Raw genomic sequence first — 22,829 nt, 5'->3', positions numbered from 1 at the left:
CTTGAATTTCAATATATTGCAGACACCGTCCAGGTCGGATAAGACGCACATGCGTCATATCCGACACTATCCCTCAATCAAAAGAACACGACATACACCACAGCCGCCACAATAAAGCGATAAATGGCGAAAGGGATAAACGAAATGCGCTTAATCAATTGCAGGAAGGTTTTAATCGCTATCAGCGCCACCACAAAAGCGGTGATAAACCCAACGGCAAACATCGGGATATCGCCGGTTGTCAGGAAGCCCCAGCTTTTGTAGAGATCGAGCGCCGTTGCGCCCATCATCATCGGCACCGCCAGCAGGAACGAGAACTCAGAAGCCGCATAACGGCTCACACCCATCAGCATCCCACCTGAAATGGTCGCCCCGGAGCGAGAGAAACCCGGCCACAGCGCCAGACACTGGAAGCAACCAATCATAAACGCCTGACGATAGGTCATATCATCGAGACCCGGCGCACGCGGTTCTTTTGGTTTCAGGCATTCGGCGGCAATCAGCAACAGACCGCCAACGACCAGCGCATACATCACATTTATCGGGTTAAACAATGACTTAATCGTGTCGTGGAACAACAGCCCCAGTACCACCGCCGGAATCATCCCCAGCAAAATGTGGATCAGCGTTAAACGACCTTTGCTTTCTCCTTCGTGCTGCAACGGGCGGCCAAAGTGAATACCAATAAGGCCAAACAGACGTCGCCAGAACATGACAACCACTGCCAGAATTGATCCTAACTGGATCACGACTTCAAAGGTTTTCGCCGTGTCGCCCTCAAACCCCAACAAGTGACCGACAATAATCATATGGCCCGTGCTGGATACCGGCAGAAATTCTGTCAATCCTTCGACCACACCCAATATTGCCGCTATCAGCAGCGAGTGCATATCGCTCATCAATAAACCCCTAAATTATTAAAATGTACCGCTTGTCCGAACTACTGCAGTATGACCAGGTTATAACCGTTTGGTTTAACAGCTGTAAAATTAATTATTTTCTTTCAGATTATTGCCACGCTCAATGATGACGCCAACATTCGCCGCCCGCGCAACTGCGCCTGGCTTGCTGAGTTTGATACGCACCCACGGCGAGTTGAAGCGTGCTAACAGCAGCTCCGCCACCTCTTCAGCCACGCGTTCCACCAGCGCAAAACGCGCCCCCTCGACGTGGTTGACCACCGTTTCTGCAATGTCAGCGTAACTGAGGCAATCCGCCACATCATCACTTTTCGCCGCTTTACGGTTATCCCATGCCATTTCGATATCGAACACTAACTTCTGTTCGATGGTCTGTTCCCAGTCGTAAACACCAATAGTGGTGATTACCGAAAGTTGCTCTATAAATACAATATCCATCACGTCCTGCCTGCTTTTTGGCTAACCGGATACCACTTCCGGCGAAATGTGCGTATTATCCACAGATTCATCGTTGAACACGAATTTTCAAAACGGAACAGCTTATGAGTGCAATCGCGCCTGGAATGATCCTCATCGCGTACCTCTGCGGCTCCATTTCCAGTGCCATTCTGGTTTGCCGCTTGTGTGGGCTGCCCGATCCGCGAACCAGCGGCTCCGGCAATCCAGGCGCAACCAATGTGTTACGTATCGGTGGCAAGGGAGCAGCCGTAGCAGTACTGATTTTCGACGTTCTGAAAGGAATGTTGCCCGTCTGGGGCGCGTATGAATTAGGTGTCAGCCCCTTCTGGCTAGGCTTAATTGCCATCGCCGCCTGCCTTGGACACATCTGGCCCGTTTTCTTCGGTTTTAAAGGAGGAAAAGGCGTTGCTACCGCTTTTGGTGCCATCGCACCAATTGGCTGGGATCTCACCGGAGTAATGGCGGGAACCTGGTTACTGACCGTGCTATTGAGCGGATACTCGTCGCTGGGAGCGATTGTAAGCGCACTGATTGCTCCGTTTTACGTCTGGTGGTTTAAGCCACAATTCACCTTCCCGGTTTCGATGCTCTCATGCCTGATCCTGCTGCGCCATCATGACAACATCCAGCGTCTGTGGCGTCGTCAAGAGACAAAAATCTGGACGAAATTCAAAAGAAAGCGCGAAAAGGATCCTGAGTGATTTTTCGCGAGTCTACATAACCTGATAGCCTTCGTCGGGCTTGCCCAGCCGTTGCTGGCACCATGCCGCCAGAAATTCCACGCAGACACGTAATTTCATGCTGCGATAGAGCGGCTCCCGGTAAACCGCCCAGATATTGGCGCTTTGTGCATACTCCGGCAATACTCGCACCAGTTTGCCACTCTCCAGAAACGGCAAAACATCCCACTCAGAACGCAGCATAATTCCTTTTCCTTCCAGCGCCCATTGCAGCACAATCTCACCACTATTGGAGGAAAGGTGCCCGCTTACCTTCACCGATTTTTTCTCCTGACCGTTCCCCAACTCCCATATTCCGTGGGTCATATCACGCTCTTTGGTCACCAGACAGTCATGACGACTTAATTCCTGCAAGGATTGTGGCTGCGGATATTTTTGCAGATACTCAGGTGCAGCACATAATATTCGTTTATTTTTTGTCAAAAGATGCGCAATATAATAATCAGGAATTTCGTCATTAATACGAATATCCAGATCAATATTATCCTGCACTAAATCAATTTGCCGATCGAACAATTCAAAATGCACCTGTAACTCAGGATAATTGCGCATCAGTTCGGTAATAGCTGGCGCAATATGGCTGCGCCCAAAACCAAAACTACAGCCAATACGAATCATCCCCTCCGGGCGCGTTTTGATTTGCGTAACGTCATCGACCAGTCGCTGATATTGGGTGAGGATTTCCAGCGCATGCTCGTAACAACGTTGGCCACTTTCAGTCAGCGCCACGCCGCGAGCGGAGCGGTTCAGAAGCGTTGTTGCCAGCGTATTTTCAAGGATTTGGATCCGCTTGGTGACAAATGCAGGCGTCTGCCCAAGCGTCGCCGCTGCAGCGCTAAAACTCCCGCTGTGGACGATTTCTACCAGTACCTGCAAATCTTTGGCTAAAGGCCAGCTATTCAGCATCGTTAATTATCCGCAGTTGTGATAAGCGCAGTGTATTTCGCAAAACATTGCCATTCCCTGCTCTGGCGCAATATTCATTCTTATTTTCGCGTTGATTCACGAACTGTTAATTACATATTCACGGTGGCAAAAAATATAAAACCACATTTTTAGTGGTAGTTTGTTGCAGTGAATTTTTCCAGACAAATAAAGAAACTGGAGTTGCCATGATGAGCGAAAGTAATAAGCAACAGGCAGTGAATAAGTTGACGGAGATTGTCGCTAACTTTACCGCCATGATTTCTACCCGAATGCCTGATGACGTGGTGGATAAACTAAAACAGCTAAAGGATGCCGAAACGTCGTCGATGGGGAAAATTATCTACCATACGATGTTCGACAACATGCAAAAAGCGATTGACCTGAATCGTCCTGCCTGTCAGGACACCGGGGAGATTATGTTCTTCGTTAAAGTCGGTTCCCGCTTCCCGCTGCTTGGCGAGCTGCAAAGCATTCTTAAGCAAGCTGTGGAAGAAGCAACCGTCAAAGCGCCACTGCGCCACAACGCGGTGGAAATTTTTGACGAAGTGAACACCGGCAAAAATACCGGCAGCGGCGTACCGTGGGTCACCTGGGACATCATCCCCGACAATGACGATGCGGAAATCGAAGTTTACATGGCAGGCGGCGGCTGCACGCTACCAGGCCGCTCGAAAGTGTTAATGCCGTCAGAAGGCTACGAAGGCGTAGTGAAATTCGTCTTCGAAAATATCTCCACCCTCGCCGTAAACGCCTGTCCACCGGTACTGGTGGGCGTGGGCATCGCCACCTCGGTGGAAACCGCCGCCGTGCTCTCGCGAAAAGCCATTTTGCGCCCGATTGGCAGCCGCCATCCAAATCCAAAAGCGGCAGAGCTGGAAGTACGCCTGGAAGAAGGACTCAACCGTCTGGGGATTGGTCCACAAGGGCTGACTGGCAACAGTTCAGTGATGGGCGTGCATATCGAATCTGCCGCCCGCCATCCGTCAACCATCGGCGTTGCTGTTTCTACAGGCTGCTGGGCGCATCGTCGCGGCACACTGCTGGTTCATGCCGATCTCTCCTTTGAAAATCTGTCTCACACCCGGAGCGCGTTATGAAAAAGATCCTGACAACCCCGATCAAAGCTGAAGATCTGCAAGATATTCGCGTCGGCGATGTGATCTACCTGACCGGTACGCTGGTGACCTGCCGTGACGTTTGTCACCGCCGCTTGATCGAACTGAAACGTCCGATCCCTTACGATCTCAACGGCAAAGCGATTTTCCACGCTGGCCCCATCGTGCGCAAAAACGGCGACAAATGGGAGATGGTATCCGTCGGCCCGACAACCAGTATGCGTATGGAAAGTTTTGAACGTGAATTTATCGAACAGACCGGCGTGAAACTGGTGGTCGGCAAAGGCGGAATGGGGCCGCTGACCGAAGAAGGCTGCCAGAAATTCAAGGCGCTGCATGTGATTTTCCCGGCAGGCTGCGCAGTACTGGCGGCAACCCAGGTGGAAGAGATTGAAGAAGTGCATTGGACAGAACTCGGGATGCCGGAGTCGCTGTGGGTCTGCCGGGTCAAAGAGTTCGGTCCGCTGATTGTCTCTATTGATACCCACGGCAACAACCTGATAGCCGAAAACAAAAAGCTGTTCGCCGAACGCCGCGATCCCATCGTGGAAGAGATTTGCGAGCACGTCCACTACATCAAATAACCCTCCCGGAGAGGCTCACCCCCTCTCCTTTTTCGCAGGCATAACACGATGAAACCTTCCACTGAATGGTGGCGATACCTTGCGCCGCTGGCGGTCATCGCCATTATTGCTCTAATTCCGGTTCCCGCAGGGCTGGAGAGTCATACCTGGCTCTACTTTGCCGTTTTTACTGGCGTGATCGTTGGACTGATCCTCGAACCCGTGCCGGGTGCCGTGGTGGCGATGGTGGGTATCTCCATTATCGCCATTCTCTCACCGTGGCTACTGTTTAGCCCGGAGCAGCTTGCCCAGCCAGGTTTTAAGTTCACCGCCAAATCCCTCTCCTGGGCGGTTTCTGGTTTTTCTAATTCGGTTATCTGGCTGATTTTCGCCGCCTTTATGTTTGGCACAGGCTATGAAAAAACCGGGCTGGGGCGACGTATCGCGCTGATTCTGGTAAAAAAGATGGGGCATCGTACGCTGTTTCTCGGCTATGCGGTGATGTTCTCCGAGCTGATCCTGGCACCTGTAACACCGTCCAACTCGGCGCGCGGTGCGGGGATTATCTATCCCATCATCCGTAACCTGCCGCCGCTCTATCAATCACAACCAAACGACAGCAGTTCGCGCAGCATTGGCTCGTACATCATGTGGATGGGGATTATTGCCGACTGCGTGACCAGCGCCATTTTCCTGACGGCGATGGCTCCAAATTTGCTGTTAATTGGACTGATGAAAAGCGCATCTCACGCCACGCTGAGCTGGGGCGACTGGTTCCTCGGGATGTTGCCGCTCAGCATTTTACTGGTTCTGCTGGTTCCCTGGCTGGCTTACGTGCTGTACCCGCCGGTACTGAAGTCTGGCGATCAGGTGCCGCGCTGGGCAGAGACGGAACTGCAGGCAATGGGCCCGCTCTGTTCGCGTGAAAAACGGATGCTGGGGCTGATGGTAGGCGCACTGGTGCTGTGGATTTTTGGCGGTGATTATATCGATGCCGCGATGGTCGGTTACAGCGTGGTGGCGCTGATGCTGCTTCTGCGCATTATCTGCTGGGACGATATTGTCAGTAATAAAGCGGCGTGGAACGTTTTCTTCTGGCTGGCCTCGCTTATCACCCTCGCTACCGGACTCAACAACACCGGTTTTATTAGCTGGTTTGGCAAACTGTTAGCAGGCAGCTTAAGCGGTTATTCGCCAACGATAGTGATGGTGGCGTTGATTGTGGTCTTTTATCTGCTGCGCTACTTTTTTGCCAGCGCCACAGCGTATACCTCCGCTCTCGCACCGATGATGATTGCCGCCGCGCTGGCGATGCCGGAAATCCCGCTGCCGGTGTTCTGCCTGATGGTTGGTGCGGCAATTGGTCTGGGGAGCATTCTTACGCCATACGCCACCGGACCCAGTCCGATTTACTACGGCAGTGGTTATCTGCCAACGGTGGATTACTGGCGACTGGGGGCAATTTTTGGGCTGATATTCCTCGTGTTGCTGGTGATTACCGGCTTACTGTGGATGCCCATGGTGTTGCTTTAAGTGAGGACGGTGCCGGAAGTGACTCTCTGGCACCCAATAGTTTTACGCAGCCGGTAACTCCGCCAGCGGCCAGCGCGGACGCACGCTAACGCCGAGATCCGCCGTCGCGCCTGCTTTAAACCGCACCATTCCGGCATAGGCGATCATCGCGCCGTTATCAGTACAAAATTCCGGACGCGCGTAGAACACTTCGCCACGGCGTTTTTTCATCATTTCAGCCAGCTTCGCCCGTAACGTGCGGTTAGCACTCACGCCGCCCGCCATGACCAGTCGCTTAAAGCCCGTCTGATCCAGCGCTCGCTTACACTTAATCATCAACGTATCGACCACCGCATCTTCAAAGGCGCGGGCGATATCAGCACGCGTCTGGTCGTCGGTGCCGTTATCACGAATGGTATTTGCCGCGAAGGTTTTCAGACCAGAAAAGCTGAAATCCAGCCCTGGACGGTCGGTCATCGGGCGCGGGAAGACAAAGCGCCCGGCTGTACCCTGAGCCGCCATTTTCGACAGTAATGGTCCGCCAGGATAATCCAGCCCCAGCAGCTTCGCGGTTTTATCAAACGCTTCACCAGCCGCATCATCGATAGACTCGCCGAGCAGCTCGTACTGACCAATGCCAGTCACGCTGATTAACTGCGTATGACCGCCGGAAACCAGCAGCGCCACAAACGGAAATTCCGGTGGGTTATCTTCCAGCATCGGCGCTAACAGATGCCCTTCCATATGGTGTACCGGGATCGCCGGAACGTCCCAGGCAAACGCCAGAGAACGCCCCACGGTCGCGCCAACCAGCAGTGCGCCGACTAATCCAGGGCCTGCGGTATAGGCCACAGCATCAATGTTTTTTGCCGTTAAACCAGACTCCTTTAGCGCCGCCTGGATCAACGGTACGGTTTTACGCACGTGATCGCGGGAGGCCAGTTCAGGCACGACGCCGCCGTAGTCAGCGTGCAATTTCACCTGACTATACAATTGGTTGGCTAACAAACCTTTTTCATCGTCGTAAATGGCGATGCCGGTTTCATCGCAGGAAGTTTCAATACCCAGTACACGCATGACTTGTTTTACCTCGCTTTATTACCGCGCAGTGTAGGACCAATGCGGGTTGATGTAAAACTTTGTTCGCCCCTGGAGAAAGCCTCGTGTATACTCCTCACCCTTATAAAAGTCCCTTTCAAAAAAGGCCGCGGTGCTTTACAAAGCAGCAGCAATTGCAGTAAAATTCCGCACCATTTTGAAATAAGCTGGCGTTGATGCCAGCGGCAAACCGAATTAATCAAAGGTGAGAGGCACATGCCGGTAATTAAAGTACGTGAAAACGAGCCGTTCGACGTAGCTCTGCGTCGCTTCAAGCGTTCCTGCGAAAAAGCAGGTGTTCTGGCGGAAGTTCGTCGTCGTGAGTTCTATGAAAAACCGACTACCGAACGTAAGCGCGCTAAAGCTTCTGCAGTGAAACGTCACGCGAAGAAACTGGCTCGCGAAAACGCACGCCGCACTCGTCTGTACTAATTCCCCGAGAGCGTTGCTCTCCGATCAGACCGAGTTGTAGTTGTAAGGCCGTGCTTCCGAAAGGAATGCGCGGCTTATTTTCGTTTATGAATTGCTAAAAATCGGGGCCTATGGCTGGACGAATCCCACGCGTATTCATTAATGATCTGCTGGCACGCACTGACATCGTCGATCTGATCGATGCCCGTGTAAAGCTGAAAAAGCAGGGCAAGAATTTCCACGCGTGTTGTCCATTCCACAACGAGAAAACCCCATCATTCACCGTTAACGGTGAGAAACAGTTTTACCACTGCTTTGGATGTGGCGCGCACGGCAACGCGATCGACTTCCTGATGAACTACGACAAGCTTGAGTTCGTCGAAACGGTCGAAGAGCTGGCGGCAATGCACAATCTTGAAGTGCCATTTGAAGCAGGTAGCGGCCCCAGCCAGATCGAGCGCCATCAACGACAAACGCTTTATCAGTTGATGGACGGTCTGAATACGTTTTACCAACAATCTTTACAGCAACCTGTTGCCACGTCTGCGCGCCAGTATCTGGAAAAACGCGGATTAAGCCACGAGGTTATCGCCCGCTTTGCGATTGGTTTTGCCCCCCCTGGCTGGGACAACGTCCTGAAGCGGTTTGGCGGCAATCCAGAAAATCGCCAGTCATTGATTGATGCGGGCATGTTGGTCACTAACGATCAGGGGCGCAGTTACGACCGTTTCCGCGAGCGGGTGATGTTCCCCATTCGTGATAAACGCGGTCGGGTGGTTGGTTTTGGCGGACGCGTGCTGGGCAACGATACCCCCAAATACCTGAACTCGCCGGAAACGGACATTTTCCATAAAGGCCGCCAGCTTTACGGTCTTTATGAAGCGCAGCAGGATAACGCTGAACCCAATCGTCTGCTTGTGGTCGAAGGCTATATGGACGTGGTGGCGCTGGCGCAATACGGCATTAATTACGCCGTTGCGTCGTTAGGTACGTCAACCACCGCCGATCACATACAACTGTTGTTCCGCGCGACCAACAATGTCATTTGCTGTTATGACGGCGACCGTGCAGGCCGCGATGCCGCCTGGCGAGCGCTGGAAACGGCGTTGCCTTACATGACAGACGGCCGTCAGCTACGCTTTATGTTTTTGCCGGATGGCGAAGACCCTGACACGCTGGTACGAAAAGAAGGTAAAGAAGCGTTTGAAGCGCGGATGGAGCAGGCGATGCCACTCTCCGCATTTCTGTTTAACAGTCTGATGCCGCAAGTTGATCTGAGTACCCCTGACGGGCGCGCACGTTTGAGTACGCTGGCACTGCCACTGATATCGCAAGTGCCGGGCGAAACGCTGCGAATATATCTTCGTCAGGAATTAGGCAACAAATTAGGCATACTTGATGACAGCCAGCTTGAACGATTAATGCCAAAAGCGGCAGAGAGCGGCGTTTCTCGCCCTGTTCCGCAGCTAAAACGCACGACCATGCGTATACTTATAGGGTTGCTGGTGCAAAATCCAGAATTAGCGACGTTGGTCCCGCCGCTTGAGAATCTGGATGAAAATAAGCTCCCTGGACTTGGCTTATTCAGAGAACTGGTCAACACTTGTCTCTCTCAGCCAGGTCTGACCACCGGGCAACTTTTAGAGCACTATCGTGGTACAAATAATGCTGCCACCCTTGAAAAACTGTCGATGTGGGACGATATAGCAGATAAGAATATTGCTGAGCAAACCTTCACCGACTCACTCAACCATATGTTTGATTCGCTGCTTGAACTGCGCCAGGAAGAGTTAATCGCTCGTGAGCGCACGCATGGTTTAAGCAACGAAGAACGCCTGGAGCTCTGGACATTAAACCAGGAGCTGGCGAAAAAGTGATTTAACGGCTTAAGTGCCGAAGAGCGATCGGGAAGCCCCCGACAGCCGCACTGAGAGGCAGCGGCAAATATATAAGTACGCCCTCGTAATTATCGTTGGCGGTAAACAACCGTTGGATTTCAGCGTTAACGGCTGAAGGACATCGGGTCAATCGCCCAACACCAACCTCATGAAATAAGTGTGGATACCGTCTTATGGAGCAAAACCCGCAGTCACAGCTGAAACTTCTTGTCACCCGTGGTAAGGAGCAAGGCTATCTGACCTATGCCGAGGTCAATGACCATCTGCCGGAAGATATCGTCGATTCAGATCAGATCGAAGACATCATCCAAATGATCAACGACATGGGCATTCAGGTGATGGAAGAAGCACCGGATGCCGATGATCTGATGCTGGCTGAAAACACCGCGGACGAAGATGCTGCCGAAGCCGCCGCGCAGGTGCTTTCCAGCGTGGAATCTGAAATCGGGCGCACGACTGACCCGGTACGCATGTACATGCGTGAAATGGGCACCGTTGAACTGTTGACCCGTGAAGGCGAAATTGACATCGCTAAGCGTATTGAAGACGGGATCAACCAGGTTCAATGCTCCGTTGCTGAATATCCGGAAGCGATCACCTATCTGCTGGAACAGTACGATCGTGTTGAAGCAGAAGAAGCGCGTCTGTCCGATCTGATCACCGGCTTTGTTGACCCGAACGCAGAAGAAGATCTGGCACCTACCGCCACTCACGTCGGTTCTGAGCTTTCCCAGGAAGATCTGGACGATGACGAAGATGAAGACGAAGAAGATGGCGATGACGACAGCGCCGATGATGACAACAGCATCGACCCGGAACTGGCTCGTGAAAAATTTGCGGAACTGCGCGCTCAGTACGTTGTAACGCGTGACACCATCAAAGCGAAAGGTCGCAGTCACGCTGCCGCTCAGGAAGAGATCCTGAAACTGTCTGAAGTATTCAAACAGTTCCGCCTGGTGCCGAAGCAGTTTGACTACCTGGTCAACAGCATGCGCGTCATGATGGACCGCGTTCGTACGCAAGAACGTCTGATCATGAAGCTCTGCGTTGAGCAGTGCAAAATGCCGAAGAAAAACTTCATTACCCTGTTTACCGGCAACGAAACCAGCGATACCTGGTTCAACGCGGCAATTGCAATGAACAAGCCGTGGTCGGAAAAACTGCACGATGTCTCTGAAGAAGTGCATCGCGCCCTGCAGAAACTGCAGCAGATTGAAGAAGAAACAGGCCTGACCATCGAGCAGGTTAAAGATATCAACCGTCGTATGTCCATCGGTGAAGCAAAAGCCCGCCGTGCGAAGAAAGAGATGGTTGAAGCGAACTTACGTCTGGTTATTTCTATCGCCAAGAAATACACCAACCGTGGCTTGCAGTTCCTTGACCTGATTCAGGAAGGTAACATCGGCCTGATGAAAGCGGTAGATAAGTTCGAATATCGCCGTGGTTACAAGTTCTCCACCTACGCAACCTGGTGGATCCGTCAGGCGATCACCCGTTCTATCGCGGATCAGGCGCGCACCATCCGTATTCCGGTGCATATGATTGAGACTATCAACAAACTCAACCGTATTTCTCGCCAGATGCTGCAAGAGATGGGCCGTGAACCAACGCCGGAAGAACTGGCTGAACGTATGCTGATGCCGGAAGACAAGATCCGCAAAGTGCTGAAGATCGCCAAAGAGCCAATCTCCATGGAAACGCCGATCGGTGATGATGAAGATTCGCATCTGGGGGATTTCATCGAGGATACCACCCTCGAGCTGCCGCTGGATTCTGCGACCACCGAAAGCCTGCGTGCGGCAACGCACGACGTGCTGGCTGGCCTGACCGCGCGTGAAGCGAAAGTTCTGCGTATGCGTTTCGGTATCGACATGAACACCGACCACACGCTGGAAGAAGTGGGTAAACAATTCGACGTTACCCGCGAACGTATCCGTCAGATCGAAGCGAAGGCGCTGCGCAAACTGCGTCACCCGAGCCGTTCTGAAGTGCTGCGTAGCTTCCTGGACGATTAATCGGTAGGCCGGATCAGGTGTTACGCCGCACCCGGCACTAGTCCCTCCGCACAAACGCCACCTTTTCGGTGGCGTTTTTATCGCCCACGCACCACCAGTGCCTGGTCCAGCTCGCGATACGCTTCAACCAGTTTCTCCAGTGAAACGCGACTTAAACCACTGGGATTTGGCAGCACCCAAATCTGCGTCGAACCAATGGTGAGCGTTTGTTGCCCCCACTGTGCACCGCGCTGGCTGAATGCCTGTTCATATGCTTGTTTGCCCAGAATCGCCAACGCCTGCGGCTGATAATCTTCAATTTTTTCAATCAGCTTACGCCCGCCTGCGTGTAGCTCCTGCTTTGAAACTTCATTGGCTTGCACCGTTGGACGGTCTACCAGTTTGGTGACGCCACAACGATAATCCAGCAGATGCTGTGCCTCCTGCGGCTTCAACTGACGGTCGGTAAACCCGGCCTGATATATCACCTTCCAGAAGCGATTTGCCGGATGAGCAAAGGGAAAACCAGTCCCGGCGGATGAAAGCCCAGGGTTGATACCGCAAAACACGACCCGTAACCCTGGAGCCAAAATATCCTCAACCATATTTACTCCTTTCTAACATCACCAGGAAAAGTATAACGGATTGAAAATACATTGTTTATAAAAACAGCAGGCGCGCGGTAATGGCTGGATTGCGACACGGAGTTACTTTATAATCCGCTACCATGGCCCCTTAGCTCAGTGGTTAGAGCAGGCGACTCATAATCGCTTGGTCGCTGGTTCAAGTCCAGCAGGGGCCACCAGATATAGCAAAGGCTGACGAGAAATCGTCAGCCTTTTTCTTTTTATATATCAGTTACTTTGCGTGCCAGTAAGCCGCTGCACGTACCCGCTGTGGGTCATACTGTTCCGCTTCAAAGCGGCGGCTTAAATTCTTAACGACTTTGCCTTCGCCGGTTATCCATATGAAGTAATCATCGGCAGGGATTTGCATCTGCGCCAGACGCGCATCTACCGCCTGCTCATCATGCGCCAGCCATTCGATATTAAAACCATCAAGGTGCGCGAGATAATCCTGGCAGGCGTGATCCCGCACGCTAACCAGTGCGCTAACTTGCGGTTTAACGGCAAGTTTGCTCAACGTTTCCAGGCGGCGGCGCAGTGCGGGCATTCCGGATTCATCGCAGACATACAGCTGATACGCGTAATCCTCTGGCACCACCAGCGAACCGCGCGGACCTGCCACCGTAAGTTTATCGCCCGGTTGCGCCTGCATTGCCCAGCTGCTGGCGACGCCACCTTCGTGAATAAAGAAATCAATCGCCAGTTCATGGCGTAGTTCGTCATACAGCGGCGTATAGTCACGCGACGGTGGGCGTGGTCCTTCCGGCCAGACGATACCCTCTTCCGTTACCGTTGGCGGCACAAAGTGAGCATCAGATTGAGGAAAGAAGAGTTTGCTGTGATCGTCAAAGCCGCGCGATGTAAAACCGTCCAGCGCCTCGCCGCCAAGGACAATGCGCTGAAAACCGGCGCTAATACGCTCAACGCGTAGCACAGTCAGTTCACGGAAGCGCAGATCATTGCGAACGCGCTGCGGGTAGCGGGGGGAGTTATTCATTGTTATCGCCTTCGTGATAGTAATCAGATATATCTAAATAAATTTCGTAAATGATAATGATTGTTAATCATGATAAATGCAAGCGATTTGTAGAACTGATATATCTGAGGTATGAGAAGACATTCAACGTCGTAGAAAGGCTGGTGGATGCGGCGTGAACGCCTTATCCGGCCTACGTGTGAGATGAATCCACGTTTAAAAATCATTTTTGTACTTGCAGTAATGCTCATATCAGATATAAATTAGATATATCTAATTAAACAAAAGGAGGCTGATATGAGCCATCATCACGAAGGGTGTTGTAAACATGAAGGCCAGCCACGCCATGAGGGCTGCTGCAAAGGTGAGAAGTCAGAACACGAGCACTGCGGACACGGTCACCAGCATGAACACGGTCAATGCTGCGGTGGTCGCCACGGTCGCGGCGGCGGTCGTCGGCAACGTTTCTTTGGTCACGGTGAATTGCGTCTGGTGATTCTGGATATTCTCTCGCGCGATGACAGCCACGGTTACGAATTGATTAAAGCGATTGAGAATCTAACCCAGGGGAATTACACCCCAAGCCCGGGTGTCATCTACCCGACGCTGGATTTTCTGCAGGAGCAGTCGCTGATTACCATCCGCGAAGAGGAAGGTGGTAAGAAGCAGATTGCGCTGACCGAACAGGGCGCGCAGTGGCTGGAAGAAAACCGCGAACAGGTGGAGATGATCGAAGAACGCATCAAAGCGCGTTGCGTTGGTGCTGCACTCCGCCAGAACCCGCAAATGAAGCGGGCACTGGATAATTTTAAAGCGGTGCTGGATTTACGCGTCAACCAAAGCGATATCACTGATGCACAAATAAAAAAGATCATTGCGGTGATCGACCGCGCCGCTTTTGATATTACGCAACTGGATTAATCACCGATTGCCGGATGCGACATACCGATTAATGCAGCACCGTCACCGCGTCTTCCAGTCGGCTGGCGCGGTGTTTCACCATCGCCGACACCTGCGCACTCTCTTCCACCAGCTCGGCATTTTTCTGGGTGATGAGGTTAAGCTCATCCACTGCACGGGTCAGGCTGGAAAGCCCATCGGCCTGTTCCAGCGTTGAATGGCTAATCTGGGCGATCAACTGGGTGACGTTTTTCACCTGTGCCACAATATCTTCCATCGTCCGTCCGGCTGCGTGTACCTGCTGCGAACCGGATTGCACCTTATCAGCACTGGCATCAATCAGCTTGCGAATATCGTTGGCAGCATTGGCGCTGCGGCTGGCTAAATGACGCACTTCCCCTGCCACCACTGCAAAACCTTTGCCTTGTTCGCCGGCTCGTGCCGCTTCCACCGCCGCATTCAGGGCCAGAATATTGGTCTGAAACGCAATATCGTTAATCAGCGAAGTAATGGTGCCAATGCGCTGGGTACTGTCGGCGATATCGTCCATTGTCTTGATCACCGTGGTCATCGCCTCCCCGCCCTGCACTGCCGCATTACTGGCAGTGATAGAAAGTTTATCGGCAGCCGACGCCGTGGCAGAGTTCTGTTTCACCGACGCCGCCATTTGGTTCATGGTCGCCACCGTTTGCTGAACGTTATCAACTGTCTGCTGGGTATGTTCGTTCAGTTCATCGGTGCCTTTCGCCAGCGTCTCACTGCCATTTCTGACACTGGACACCTGGCTTGAGACATCGTTAATTAGCCAACGGCACATCAGGCCAAGCTGCCCTACCGCGCGTAATGTCAGCCCCAGCTCATCGCTGCGATTCAGATGCTCAACACTATTACGCTCTCCGGTCGCCACCTTCAGTGCCTGACGGGCGACATTTTCTATCGGGCGGACAATCTGCCATTCAAAACAGGCGCTTGCCAACAATACCACTAACGCACAGAGGATATACGTCACCACCGGGGCAGCAACAAACCAAAGCATGACCGCCAGCAAGATAAACATCAGGGTCATCACGCCACGCGCCCGCCAGCGAAGCGGTAATGAAGGCAGTTTACCCAGCCAGCCTTTACGCACCACCAGGCCTTTATGAATACGCTTACTGGTACGTCCGGCGTTCAACGCTTTGTACAGCGGCTCCACCGCCGCGATCTCTTCATCCGTCGCCCGGGTGCGAATCGACATATAGCCACTGATTTTTCCCTCGCGCACCATCGGTACCGCATTGGCCCGCACCCAATAATGGTCGCCATTTTTGCGGCGATTTTTCACGATGCCGCTCCAGGGCTCCCCTTTTTTCAGGGTGAACCACATATCTGCAAACGCCGCTTTTGGCATATCCGGGTGACGCACCATGTTGTGCGGCTGCCCTTGTAACTCTTGCAAGGTAAAGCCGCTCACCTGCACAAAAGTGTCATTAGCATGAGTGATATAGCTTTGCAGATCGGTAGTGGACATCAGAGTGGTATCGTCCGCCAGCGGGGTATTTTGCTGGGTGACATACGGATGAGAAGACATGTTCGCGTCCTGTGCAGGTTATATGGTTGTTAACTTCTTGTCAGAGTTTATGTCGGCCCCGCTGCGGTTATCTTTAACTGATTAATTTGATTTAGATCGCAATTTGCGATTAAAGCATAAATCTAATCCCTTGATTTAAAATACTTTCACTCTGTTACTATACGAAAACGTTAATTATCTTGCCCAAAAATCAGGCAGTTGTTGCCCTGAAAGTGTGCATTTGCGCAGCAATCGCCAAATCCATACCCGACAAAAACCGTGCAAAATAACAACAGATGTTAACAAATAGCATTAAATATTGCGCAAATGATAACCACATTTGTGTTTATCCCGATTTTCGCGATCGCAGCCGGAGTGGCGCAATCCCTGCAATACTTAAATCGGTATCATGTGATACGCGAGCCTCCGGAGCATATTTTGAACAGGTTACCTTCGAGCGCATCGGCTTTAGCGTGCAGCGCCCACGCCCTGAATCTCATTGAGAAGCGAACGCTGGATCATGAGGAGATGAAAGCACTTAACCGGGAGGTGATTGAATACTTCAAAGAGCATGTCAATCCGGGGTTTTTAGAGTATCGCAAATCTGTTACCGCCGGCGGGGATTACGGAGCCGTAGAGTGGCAAGCGGGAGGTTTAAATACGCTTGTCGACACCCAGGGACAGGAGTTTATCGACTGCCTTGGAGGTTTTGGAATTTTCAACGTGGGGCACCGTAATCCAGTTGTGGTTTCCGCCGTACAGAATCAACTTGCGAAGCAACCGTTACATAGCCAGGAGCTGCTCGATCCGTTACGGGCGATGCTGGCGAAAACCCTTGCGGCGCTAACGCCCGGTAAACTGAAATACAGCTTCTTCTGTAATAGCGGCACCGAGTCCGTTGAAGCAGCGCTGAAGCTGGCGAAGGCTTATCAGTCACCGCGCGGCAAGTTTACTTTTATTGCCACCAGCGGCGCGTTCCACGGTAAATCCCTTGGCGCGCTGTCGGCCACGGCGAAATCGACCTTCCGCAAACCATTTATGCCGCTGCTGCCAGGGTTCCGTCATGTACCATTTGGCAATATCGAAGCCATGCGCACGGCCCTTAGCGAGTGCAAAAAAACCGGTGATGATGTTGCTGCAGTGATCCTTGAGCCGATTCAGGGCGAAGGTGGCGTCATTCTGCCGCCGCCGGGCTATCTCACCGCCGTGCGTAAGCTGTGCGATGAGTTCGGCGCACTGATGATCCTCGATGAAGTACAAACAGGCATGGGGCGCACGGGTAAGATGTTCGCCTGCGAGCATGAGAACGTACAGCCGGACATCCTGTGCCTGGCAAAAGCCCTCGGCGGCGGCGTGATGCCGATTGGCGCAACCATCGCCACTGAAGAGGTGTTTTCCGTTCTGTTCGACAACCCGTTCCTGCATACCACTACCTTTGGCGGCAACCCGCTGGCCTGTGCGGCGGCGCTGGCGACCATCAATGTGTTGCTGGAGCAGAACTTACCGGCTCAGGCTGAACAAAAAGGCGATATGTTGCTGGACGGTTTCCGTCAACTGGCGCGGGAATATCCCGATCTGGTGCAAGAGGCGCGTGGTAAAGGAATGTTGATGGCGATTGAGTTTGTTGATAACGAAATCGGCTATAACTTTGCCAGCGAGATGTTCCGTCAGCGCGTCCTGGTGGCCGGAACGCTCAATAACGCCAAAACGATCCGCATTGAACCGCCACTGACACTGACCATTGAACAGTGTGAACTGGTGATCAAAGCGGCGCGTAAGGCGCTGGCGGCCATGCGAGTAAGTGTCGAAGAAGCGTAATATCAAATCGGATGGCGATTCGACGTCGCCATCCGATTGTTTTATACGATACGAACGCCCGCAGGCATCATCCGCTCCGGCGTTAACAACACGCTTTCACTGCCGTCATCGGTTTCCGCACACAACAGCATGCATTCCGACGTTTCACCGCGCATTTTCGCTTTTTGCAGATTGCATAAGACCACCACCGTTTTTCCCATCAGCTCTTCTTCGCTGTAGTACGGCACCAGGCTGGTCACGGTTTGCAGCGTTTTTTCACCCACATCAACCTGTACGATGTACAGCTTGTCGGCGTTTTCATGACGTTTCACTTCCACAATCTTTCCGACGCGCATTTCCAGACGTGCAAAATCAGCGTAAGCCACGGTTTCCATTGTTTCCTCCCTTCGAGTAAAATTTTACTAAACTATAGCAAAAGTTTTTCTCAATCCTGTAGGCTAAAAATGGAGAATGCAGGCGTGATCACATTCGCAAGCCGCTGTGTTACCGTTACAGCGTCAAAGAAACGCGCTTTATTTACTGAAAACAGGTGACCCGATAAGCACTTCCTCTACAATGGGGGCGCACATCAGGGAAAGTAAAAAAGGTAAACATGGCAACACTAAAAGACATCGCAATCGAAGCTGGCGTATCCCTGGCGACAGTATCCAGGGTCTTAAATGACGATCCGACATTGAATGTGAAAGAAGAGACGAAACATCGCATTCTCGAGATCGCCGAAAAGCTGGAGTACAAGACCAGTAGCGCCCGTAAACTCCAGACAGGCGCAGTTAACCAACACCATATTCTGGCTATCTACAGCTACCAGCAGGAGCTGGAGATCAACGATCCTTACTATCTGGCGATCCGCCACGGCATTGAAACTCAGTGCGAAAAGCTGGCGATCGAACTGACCAACTGTTATGAACACAACGGCTTACCAGACATTAAAAACGTCACCGGTATTTTAATTGTCGGCAAACCCACGCCCGCCCTGCGCGCCGCTGCCAGCGCATTGACCGACAATATCTGTTTTATCGACTTTCACGAACCCGGCAGCGGTTACGATGCGGTGGATATCGATCTGGCACGTATCAGTAAAGAAATCATCGACTTCTATATCAATCAGGGCGTTAATCGTATTGGTTTTATTGGCGGTGAAGATGAGCCTGGCAAGGCGGATATTCGTGAGGTCGCCTTTGCGGAATATGGCCGACTGAAACAAGTGGTACGCGAAGAGGATATCTGGCGCGGCGGTTTTTCCAGTTCGTCGGGCTATGAACTGGCAAAGCAAATGCTGGCGCGGGAAGACTACCCGAAGGCGTTGTTTGTCGCTTCTGATTCCATTGCTATCGGCGTACTGCGGGCAATTCATGAACGAGGCCTGAACATCCCACAGGATATTTCGCTTATCAGCGTGAACGACATCCCCACCGCGCGATTTACCTTTCCGCCGCTCTCAACCGTGCGCATCCATTCCGAGATGATGGGAAGTCAGGGCGTTAACCTGTTGTATGAAAAGGCTCGCGATGGTCGCGCGCTGCCGCTGTTAGTCTTCGTTCCCAGCAAATTAAAACTGCGCGGCACGACCCGCTAAATCCCCTTACACACTGTCCGGCAATCGTTTTTGCCGGACAGTGCTGCCGTTTATTTTCGTGATCCAGTTAAAGTAAATGCATTTATCCGCTACTTTTTAGTAAAAATTTTACTAAACTCCCCAGCAATTACACAAACTACCATCACCATGAATGGTTCCGATTTCTCTCTACCGGGAGGCCCTATGAATCGCTGGGAAAATATTCAGCTCACCCACGAAAACCGACTTGCGCCGCGTGCGTACTTTTTTTCATATGATTCTGTTGCGCAAGCGCGTACCTTTGCCCGTGAAACCAGCAGCCTGTTTCTGCCCTTAAGCGGTCAGTGGAATTTCCACTTTTTTGACCACCCGCTGCAAGTGCCAGAAGCCTTCACCTCTGAGTTAATGGCTGACTGGGGGCATATTACCGTCCCCGCCATGTGGCAAATGGAAGGTCACGGCAAACTGCAATATACCGACGAAGGTTTTCCATTCCCCATCGATGTACCGTTTGTTCCCAGCGATAACCCAACCGGTGCCTATCAACGTATTTTCACCCTCAGCGACGGCTGGCAGGGTAAACAGACGCTGATTAAATTTGACGGCGTCGAAACCTATTTTGAAGTCTACGTTAACGGTCAGTATGTGGGGTTCAGCAAGGGCAGTCGCCTGACCGCAGAGTTTGACATCAGCGCGATGGTTAAAACCGGCGACAACCTGTTGTGTGTGCGCGTGATGCAGTGGGCGGATTCCACCTACGTGGAAGACCAGGATATGTGGTGGTCGGCGGGGATCTTCCGCGATGTTTATCTGGTCGGTAAACAACTAACGCATATTAACGATTTCACCGTTCGTACCGACTTTGACGAAGCCTATTGCGATGCCACGCTTTCCTGCGAAGTGGTGCTGGAAAATCTCGCCTCCTCCCCTGTCGTCACGACGCTGGAATATACCCTGTTTGATGGGGAACGCCTGGTGCACAGCAGCGCCATTGATCATTTGGCAATTGAAAAACTGACCAGCGCCAGCTTTGCTTTTACTGTCGAACAGCCCCAGCAATGGTCAGCAGAATCCCCTTATCTTTACCATCTGGTCATGACGCTGAAAGACGCCGACGGCAACGTTCTGGAAGTGGTACCACAACGCGTTGGCTTCCGTGATATCAAAGTGCGCGACGGCCTGTTCTGGATCAATAACCGTTATGTGATGCTGCACGGCGTCAACCGTCACGACAACGATCATCGCAAAGGCCGTGCCGTTGGGATGGATCGCGTCGAGAAAGATCTCCAGTTGATGAAGCAGCACAACATCAACTCCGTACGTACCGCTCACTACCCGAACGATCCGCGTTTTTACGAACTGTGTGATATCTACGGCCTGTTTGTGATGGCGGAAACCGACGTCGAATCGCACGGCTTTGCCAATGTCGGCGATATCAGCCGTATTACCGACGATCCGCAGTGGAAAAACGTCTACGTCGAGCGCATTGTTCGCCATATTCACGCGCAGAAAAACCATCCTTCGATCATCATCTGGTCGCTGGGCAATGAATCCGGCTATGGCTGTAACATCCGCGCGATGTACCATGCGGCGAAGGCGCTGGATGACACGCGACTGGTGCATTACGAAGAAGATCGCGATGCTGAAGTGGTCGATATTATTTCCACCATGTACACCCGCGTGCCGCTGATGAATGAGTTTGGTGAATACCCGCATCCGAAGCCGCGCATCATCTGTGAATATGCTCATGCGATGGGGAACGGACCGGGCGGGCTGACGGAGTACCAGAACGTCTTCTATAAGCACGATTGCATTCAGGGACATTATGTCTGGGAATGGTGCGACCACGGGATCCAGGCGCAGGATGACAACGGCAATGTCTGGTATAAATTCGGCGGCGACTACGGCGACTATCCCAACAACTATAACTTCTGTCTTGATGGTTTGATCTATTCCGATCAGACGCCGGGACCGGGCCTGAAAGAGTACAAACAGGTTATTGCGCCGGTAAAAATCCACGCGCTGGATCTGACTCGCGGCGAACTGAAAGTCGAAAATAAACTGTGGTTTACCACGCTTGATGACTACACCCTGCACGCAGAGGTGCGCGCCGAAGGTGAAACGCTCGCGACGCAGCAGATTAAACTGTGCGACGTTGCACCGAACAGCGAAGCCTCCTTGCAGATCACGCTGCCGCAACTGGACGCTCGTGAAGCGTTTCTCAACATTACGGTGACCAAAGATTCCCGCACCCGCTACAGCGAAGCCGGACACCCTATCGCCACTTATCAGTTCCCGCTGAAGGAAAACACCGCGCAGCCTGTGCCTTTCGCGCCGAATAATGCGCGTCCGCTGACGCTGGAAGACGATCGTTTGAGCTGCACCGTTCGCGGCTACAACTTCGCAATCACCTTCTCAAAAATGAGTGGCAAACCGACATCCTGGCAGGTGAATGGCGAGTCGCTGCTGACCCGCGAGCCAAAGATCAACTTCTTCAAGCCGATGATCGACAACCACAAGCAGGAATACGAAGGGCTGTGGCAACCGAATCATTTGCAGATCATGCAGGAACATCTGCGCGACTTTGCCGTAGAACAGAGCGATGGTGAAGTGTTGATCATCAGCCGCACGGTTATAGCACCGCCGGTGTTTGACTTCGGAATGCGCTGCACCTACATCTGGCGCATCGCTGCCGATGGCCAGGTTAACGTGGCGCTTTCCGGCGAGCGTTACGGCGACTATCCGCACATCATTCCGTGCATCGGTTTCACCATGGGGATTAACGGCGAATACGACCAGGTGGCGTATTACGGTCGTGGACCGGGCGAAAACTACGCCGACAGCCAGCAGGCTAACATCATTGATATCTGGCGCAGCACCGTCGATGCCATGTTCGAGAACTATCCCTTCCCGCAGAACAACGGTAACCGTCAGCATGTCCGCTGGACGGCACTCACTAACCGCCACGGCAACGGTCTGCTGGTGGTTCCACAGCGCCCCATTAACTTCAGCGCCTGGCGCTATACCCAGGAAAACATCCACGCTGCCCAGCACTGTAACGAGCTTCAGCGCAGTGATGACATCACTCTGAATCTCGACCACCAGCTGCTTGGCCTCGGCTCCAACTCCTGGGGCAGCGAGGTGCTGGACTCCTGGCGCGTCTGGTTCCGTGACTTCAGCTACGGCTTTACGTTGCTGCCGGTTTCTGGCGGAGAAGCTACCGCGCAAAGCCTGGCGTCGTATGAGTTCGGCGCAGGGTTCTTTTCCACGAATTTGCACAGCGAGAATAAGCAATGAGGATCATCGATAACTTAGAACAGTTCCGCCAGATTTACGCCTCTGGCAAGAAGTGGCAACGCTGCGTTGAAGCGATTGAAAATATCGACAACATTCAGCCTGGCGTCGCCCACTCCATCGGTGATTCATTGACCTACCGTGTGGAAAATGACTCCGCGACCGATGCGCTATTTACCGGGCATCGACGCTATTTTGAAGTGCATTACTACCTGCAAGGGCAGCAAAAAATTGAATATGCGCCGAAAGAGACATTACAAGTAGTGGAATATTATCGTGATGAAACTGACCGTGAATATTTAAAAGGCTGCGGAGAAACCGTTGAGGTCCACGAAGGGCAAATCGTTATTTGCGATATCCATGAAGCTTATCGGTTTATCTGCAATAACGCGGTCAAAAAAGTGGTTCTCAAAGTCACCATCGAAGATGGTTATTTCCATAACAAATAACAACTACGGCGGCAAAAGGAGTTTG

At 52.4% G+C, this 22,829-nt stretch carries 20 protein-coding genes and 1 tRNA gene; 13 read left to right on the top strand and 8 right to left on the bottom strand.

Annotated elements, in window-relative coordinates; genetic code table 11:
- Positions 1 to 77: 77 nt before the first annotated feature.
- The gene (gene bacA, locus ACJHX3_RS03375; RefSeq protein ID WP_088541766.1) at positions 78 to 899 is read right to left on the bottom strand and encodes an undecaprenyl-diphosphate phosphatase; all 822 of its coding nucleotides are present in this window, start codon (positions 897 to 899) and stop codon (positions 78 to 80) included.
- Between the two features lie 90 nt (positions 900 to 989).
- On the bottom strand, positions 990 to 1,358 hold the full coding sequence (gene folB / locus ACJHX3_RS03370) for a bifunctional dihydroneopterin aldolase/7,8-dihydroneopterin epimerase (RefSeq protein WP_001469253.1): 369 nt from the start codon (positions 1,356 to 1,358) through the stop codon (positions 990 to 992).
- 104 nt (positions 1,359 to 1,462) lie between these two features.
- Between folB and plsY the strand changes: the two genes are divergently transcribed.
- On the top strand, positions 1,463 to 2,080 hold the full coding sequence (plsY, locus tag ACJHX3_RS03365; RefSeq protein WP_001272796.1) for a glycerol-3-phosphate 1-O-acyltransferase PlsY: 618 nt from the start codon (positions 1,463 to 1,465) through the stop codon (positions 2,078 to 2,080).
- Positions 2,081 to 2,092: 12 nt separating this feature from the next.
- On the opposite strand, the gene ttdR is transcribed toward plsY, so the two are convergent.
- Positions 2,093 to 3,025 carry an L-tartrate utilization transcriptional activator TtdR gene (gene ttdR / locus ACJHX3_RS03360; RefSeq protein ID WP_000935209.1) on the bottom strand — a complete coding sequence of 311 codons (933 nt, stop codon included), beginning with the start codon at positions 3,023 to 3,025 and terminating at the stop codon, positions 2,093 to 2,095.
- Positions 3,026 to 3,231: 206 nt separating this feature from the next.
- Between ttdR and ttdA the strand changes: the two genes are divergently transcribed.
- From ttdA to ttdT, 3 genes are read left to right on the top strand one after another with little or no spacing between them, the layout of a single operon-like run.
- The gene (ttdA, locus tag ACJHX3_RS03355; protein ID WP_000986801.1) at positions 3,232 to 4,143 is read left to right on the top strand and encodes a L(+)-tartrate dehydratase subunit alpha; all 912 of its coding nucleotides are present in this window, start codon (positions 3,232 to 3,234) and stop codon (positions 4,141 to 4,143) included.
- Positions 4,140 to 4,745, top strand: coding sequence for a L(+)-tartrate dehydratase subunit beta (ttdB, locus tag ACJHX3_RS03350; RefSeq protein WP_000722957.1), 606 nt, complete (start codon positions 4,140 to 4,142; stop codon positions 4,743 to 4,745). Before ttdA ends, ttdB begins: the two co-directional genes overlap by 4 nt.
- A 48-nt stretch (positions 4,746 to 4,793) precedes the next feature.
- Entirely contained in the window at positions 4,794 to 6,257 is a 1,464-nt protein-coding gene (gene ttdT / locus ACJHX3_RS03345) for an L-tartrate/succinate antiporter (protein ID WP_087890874.1), read from the top strand.
- 42 nt (positions 6,258 to 6,299) lie between these two features.
- Here the strand turns inward: ttdT and tsaD are convergent, their stop codons facing one another.
- The gene (tsaD, locus tag ACJHX3_RS03340; protein ID WP_001264372.1) at positions 6,300 to 7,313 is read right to left on the bottom strand and encodes a tRNA (adenosine(37)-N6)-threonylcarbamoyltransferase complex transferase subunit TsaD; all 1,014 of its coding nucleotides are present in this window, start codon (positions 7,311 to 7,313) and stop codon (positions 6,300 to 6,302) included.
- Positions 7,314 to 7,550: 237 nt separating this feature from the next.
- On the opposite strand from tsaD, the gene rpsU reads away from it, so the two are divergent.
- The 3 genes from rpsU to rpoD all read left to right on the top strand — a co-directional run bounded on the left by rpsU (position 7,551) and on the right by rpoD (position 11,658).
- Entirely contained in the window at positions 7,551 to 7,766 is a 216-nt protein-coding gene (gene rpsU / locus ACJHX3_RS03335) for a 30S ribosomal protein S21 (RefSeq protein ID WP_001144069.1), read from the top strand.
- 110 nt (positions 7,767 to 7,876) lie between these two features.
- Positions 7,877 to 9,622 (top strand): DNA primase, encoded by a 1,746-nt coding sequence (dnaG, locus tag ACJHX3_RS03330; RefSeq protein WP_000918848.1) that lies wholly within the window; start codon positions 7,877 to 7,879, stop codon positions 9,620 to 9,622.
- A gap of 194 nt (positions 9,623 to 9,816) precedes the next feature.
- Entirely contained in the window at positions 9,817 to 11,658 is a 1,842-nt protein-coding gene (gene rpoD / locus ACJHX3_RS03325) for an RNA polymerase sigma factor RpoD (protein ID WP_000437371.1), read from the top strand.
- 77 nt (positions 11,659 to 11,735) lie between these two features.
- Here rpoD and mug read toward each other — a convergent pair whose 3' ends face one another.
- Complete coding sequence (mug, locus tag ACJHX3_RS03320; RefSeq protein ID WP_000228933.1) at positions 11,736 to 12,242, bottom strand: G/U mismatch-specific DNA glycosylase; 507 nt, start codon at positions 12,240 to 12,242, stop codon at positions 11,736 to 11,738.
- A 124-nt stretch (positions 12,243 to 12,366) separates the two neighbouring features.
- Between mug and ACJHX3_RS03315 the strand changes: the two genes are divergently transcribed.
- A tRNA-Ile gene (locus tag ACJHX3_RS03315) sits at positions 12,367 to 12,442 on the top strand.
- Positions 12,443 to 12,495: 53 nt separating this feature from the next.
- Here ACJHX3_RS03315 and nfeF read toward each other — a convergent pair.
- Positions 12,496 to 13,260, bottom strand: coding sequence for an NADPH-dependent ferric chelate reductase NfeF (gene nfeF / locus ACJHX3_RS03310; RefSeq protein ID WP_001065912.1), 765 nt, complete (start codon positions 13,258 to 13,260; stop codon positions 12,496 to 12,498).
- A 276-nt stretch (positions 13,261 to 13,536) separates the two neighbouring features.
- Between nfeF and nfeR the strand changes: the two genes are divergently transcribed.
- Positions 13,537 to 14,160, top strand: a complete 624-nt coding sequence (nfeR, locus tag ACJHX3_RS03305; RefSeq protein WP_000018005.1) for a DNA-binding transcriptional regulator NfeR — start codon at positions 13,537 to 13,539, stop codon at positions 14,158 to 14,160.
- A 28-nt stretch (positions 14,161 to 14,188) separates the two neighbouring features.
- Here nfeR and aer read toward each other — a convergent pair whose 3' ends face one another.
- Complete coding sequence (gene aer, locus ACJHX3_RS03300) at positions 14,189 to 15,709, bottom strand: aerotaxis sensor receptor Aer (RefSeq protein WP_000094690.1); 1,521 nt, start codon at positions 15,707 to 15,709, stop codon at positions 14,189 to 14,191.
- A gap of 417 nt (positions 15,710 to 16,126) precedes the next feature.
- Here aer and ygjG point away from each other — a divergent pair, with 417 nt between their 5' ends.
- Positions 16,127 to 17,506 (top strand): putrescine aminotransferase, encoded by a 1,380-nt coding sequence (gene ygjG, locus ACJHX3_RS03295; RefSeq protein ID WP_001309772.1) that lies wholly within the window; start codon positions 16,127 to 16,129, stop codon positions 17,504 to 17,506.
- Between the two features lie 41 nt (positions 17,507 to 17,547).
- Here the strand turns inward: ygjG and ACJHX3_RS03290 are convergent, their stop codons facing one another.
- Complete coding sequence (locus ACJHX3_RS03290; protein ID WP_000450588.1) at positions 17,548 to 17,880, bottom strand: tRNA-binding protein; 333 nt, start codon at positions 17,878 to 17,880, stop codon at positions 17,548 to 17,550.
- A 218-nt stretch (positions 17,881 to 18,098) separates the two neighbouring features.
- Between ACJHX3_RS03290 and ebgR the strand changes: the two genes are divergently transcribed.
- The 3 genes from ebgR to ACJHX3_RS03275 all read left to right on the top strand — a co-directional run bounded on the left by ebgR (position 18,099) and on the right by ACJHX3_RS03275 (position 22,804).
- A complete protein-coding gene (gene ebgR, locus ACJHX3_RS03285) occupies positions 18,099 to 19,082 on the top strand; it encodes a transcriptional regulator EbgR (protein ID WP_000212444.1) in 984 nt (327 codons plus the stop codon).
- 183 nt (positions 19,083 to 19,265) lie between these two features.
- A complete protein-coding gene (ebgA, locus tag ACJHX3_RS03280) occupies positions 19,266 to 22,358 on the top strand; it encodes a beta-galactosidase subunit alpha (RefSeq protein WP_094321856.1) in 3,093 nt (1,030 codons plus the stop codon).
- Complete coding sequence (locus ACJHX3_RS03275) at positions 22,355 to 22,804, top strand: beta-galactosidase subunit beta (protein ID WP_001219943.1); 450 nt, start codon at positions 22,355 to 22,357, stop codon at positions 22,802 to 22,804. The genes ebgA and ACJHX3_RS03275 overlap by 4 nt, the downstream gene beginning before the upstream one ends.
- Positions 22,805 to 22,829: the final 25 nt, after the last annotated feature.

Source organism: Escherichia sp. WS1265 (assembly GCF_046487585.1).
Classification (GTDB): Bacteria; Pseudomonadota; Gammaproteobacteria; order Enterobacterales; family Enterobacteriaceae; genus Escherichia; species Escherichia coli.
This window is presented reverse-complemented; position numbering and strand designations above follow the sequence as displayed.

What these genes read in the sequence shown, in the direction of transcription:
- bacA (WP_088541766.1), bottom strand. Translation starts at nt 899, where the DNA reads ATGAGCGATATGCACTCGCTGCTGATAGCGGCAATATTGGGTGTGGTC.
- folB (WP_001469253.1), bottom strand. Translation starts at nt 1,358, where the DNA reads ATGGATATTGTATTTATAGAGCAACTTTCGGTAATCACCACTATTGGT.
- plsY (WP_001272796.1), top strand. Translation starts at nt 1,463, where the DNA reads ATGAGTGCAATCGCGCCTGGAATGATCCTCATCGCGTACCTCTGCGGC.
- ttdR (WP_000935209.1), bottom strand. Translation starts at nt 3,025, where the DNA reads ATGCTGAATAGCTGGCCTTTAGCCAAAGATTTGCAGGTACTGGTAGAA.
- ttdA (WP_000986801.1), top strand. Translation starts at nt 3,232, where the DNA reads ATGATGAGCGAAAGTAATAAGCAACAGGCAGTGAATAAGTTGACGGAG.
- ttdB (WP_000722957.1), top strand. Translation starts at nt 4,140, where the DNA reads ATGAAAAAGATCCTGACAACCCCGATCAAAGCTGAAGATCTGCAAGAT.
- ttdT (WP_087890874.1), top strand. Translation starts at nt 4,794, where the DNA reads ATGAAACCTTCCACTGAATGGTGGCGATACCTTGCGCCGCTGGCGGTC.
- tsaD (WP_001264372.1), bottom strand. Translation starts at nt 7,313, where the DNA reads ATGCGTGTACTGGGTATTGAAACTTCCTGCGATGAAACCGGCATCGCC.
- rpsU (WP_001144069.1), top strand. Translation starts at nt 7,551, where the DNA reads ATGCCGGTAATTAAAGTACGTGAAAACGAGCCGTTCGACGTAGCTCTG.
- dnaG (WP_000918848.1), top strand. Translation starts at nt 7,877, where the DNA reads ATGGCTGGACGAATCCCACGCGTATTCATTAATGATCTGCTGGCACGC.
- rpoD (WP_000437371.1), top strand. Translation starts at nt 9,817, where the DNA reads ATGGAGCAAAACCCGCAGTCACAGCTGAAACTTCTTGTCACCCGTGGT.
- mug (WP_000228933.1), bottom strand. Translation starts at nt 12,242, where the DNA reads ATGGTTGAGGATATTTTGGCTCCAGGGTTACGGGTCGTGTTTTGCGGT.
- nfeF (WP_001065912.1), bottom strand. Translation starts at nt 13,260, where the DNA reads ATGAATAACTCCCCCCGCTACCCGCAGCGCGTTCGCAATGATCTGCGC.
- nfeR (WP_000018005.1), top strand. Translation starts at nt 13,537, where the DNA reads ATGAGCCATCATCACGAAGGGTGTTGTAAACATGAAGGCCAGCCACGC.
- aer (WP_000094690.1), bottom strand. Translation starts at nt 15,709, where the DNA reads ATGTCTTCTCATCCGTATGTCACCCAGCAAAATACCCCGCTGGCGGAC.
- ACJHX3_RS03290 (WP_000450588.1), bottom strand. Translation starts at nt 17,880, where the DNA reads ATGGAAACCGTGGCTTACGCTGATTTTGCACGTCTGGAAATGCGCGTC.
- ebgR (WP_000212444.1), top strand. Translation starts at nt 18,099, where the DNA reads ATGGCAACACTAAAAGACATCGCAATCGAAGCTGGCGTATCCCTGGCG.
- ebgA (WP_094321856.1), top strand. Translation starts at nt 19,266, where the DNA reads ATGAATCGCTGGGAAAATATTCAGCTCACCCACGAAAACCGACTTGCG.
- ACJHX3_RS03275 (WP_001219943.1), top strand. Translation starts at nt 22,355, where the DNA reads ATGAGGATCATCGATAACTTAGAACAGTTCCGCCAGATTTACGCCTCT.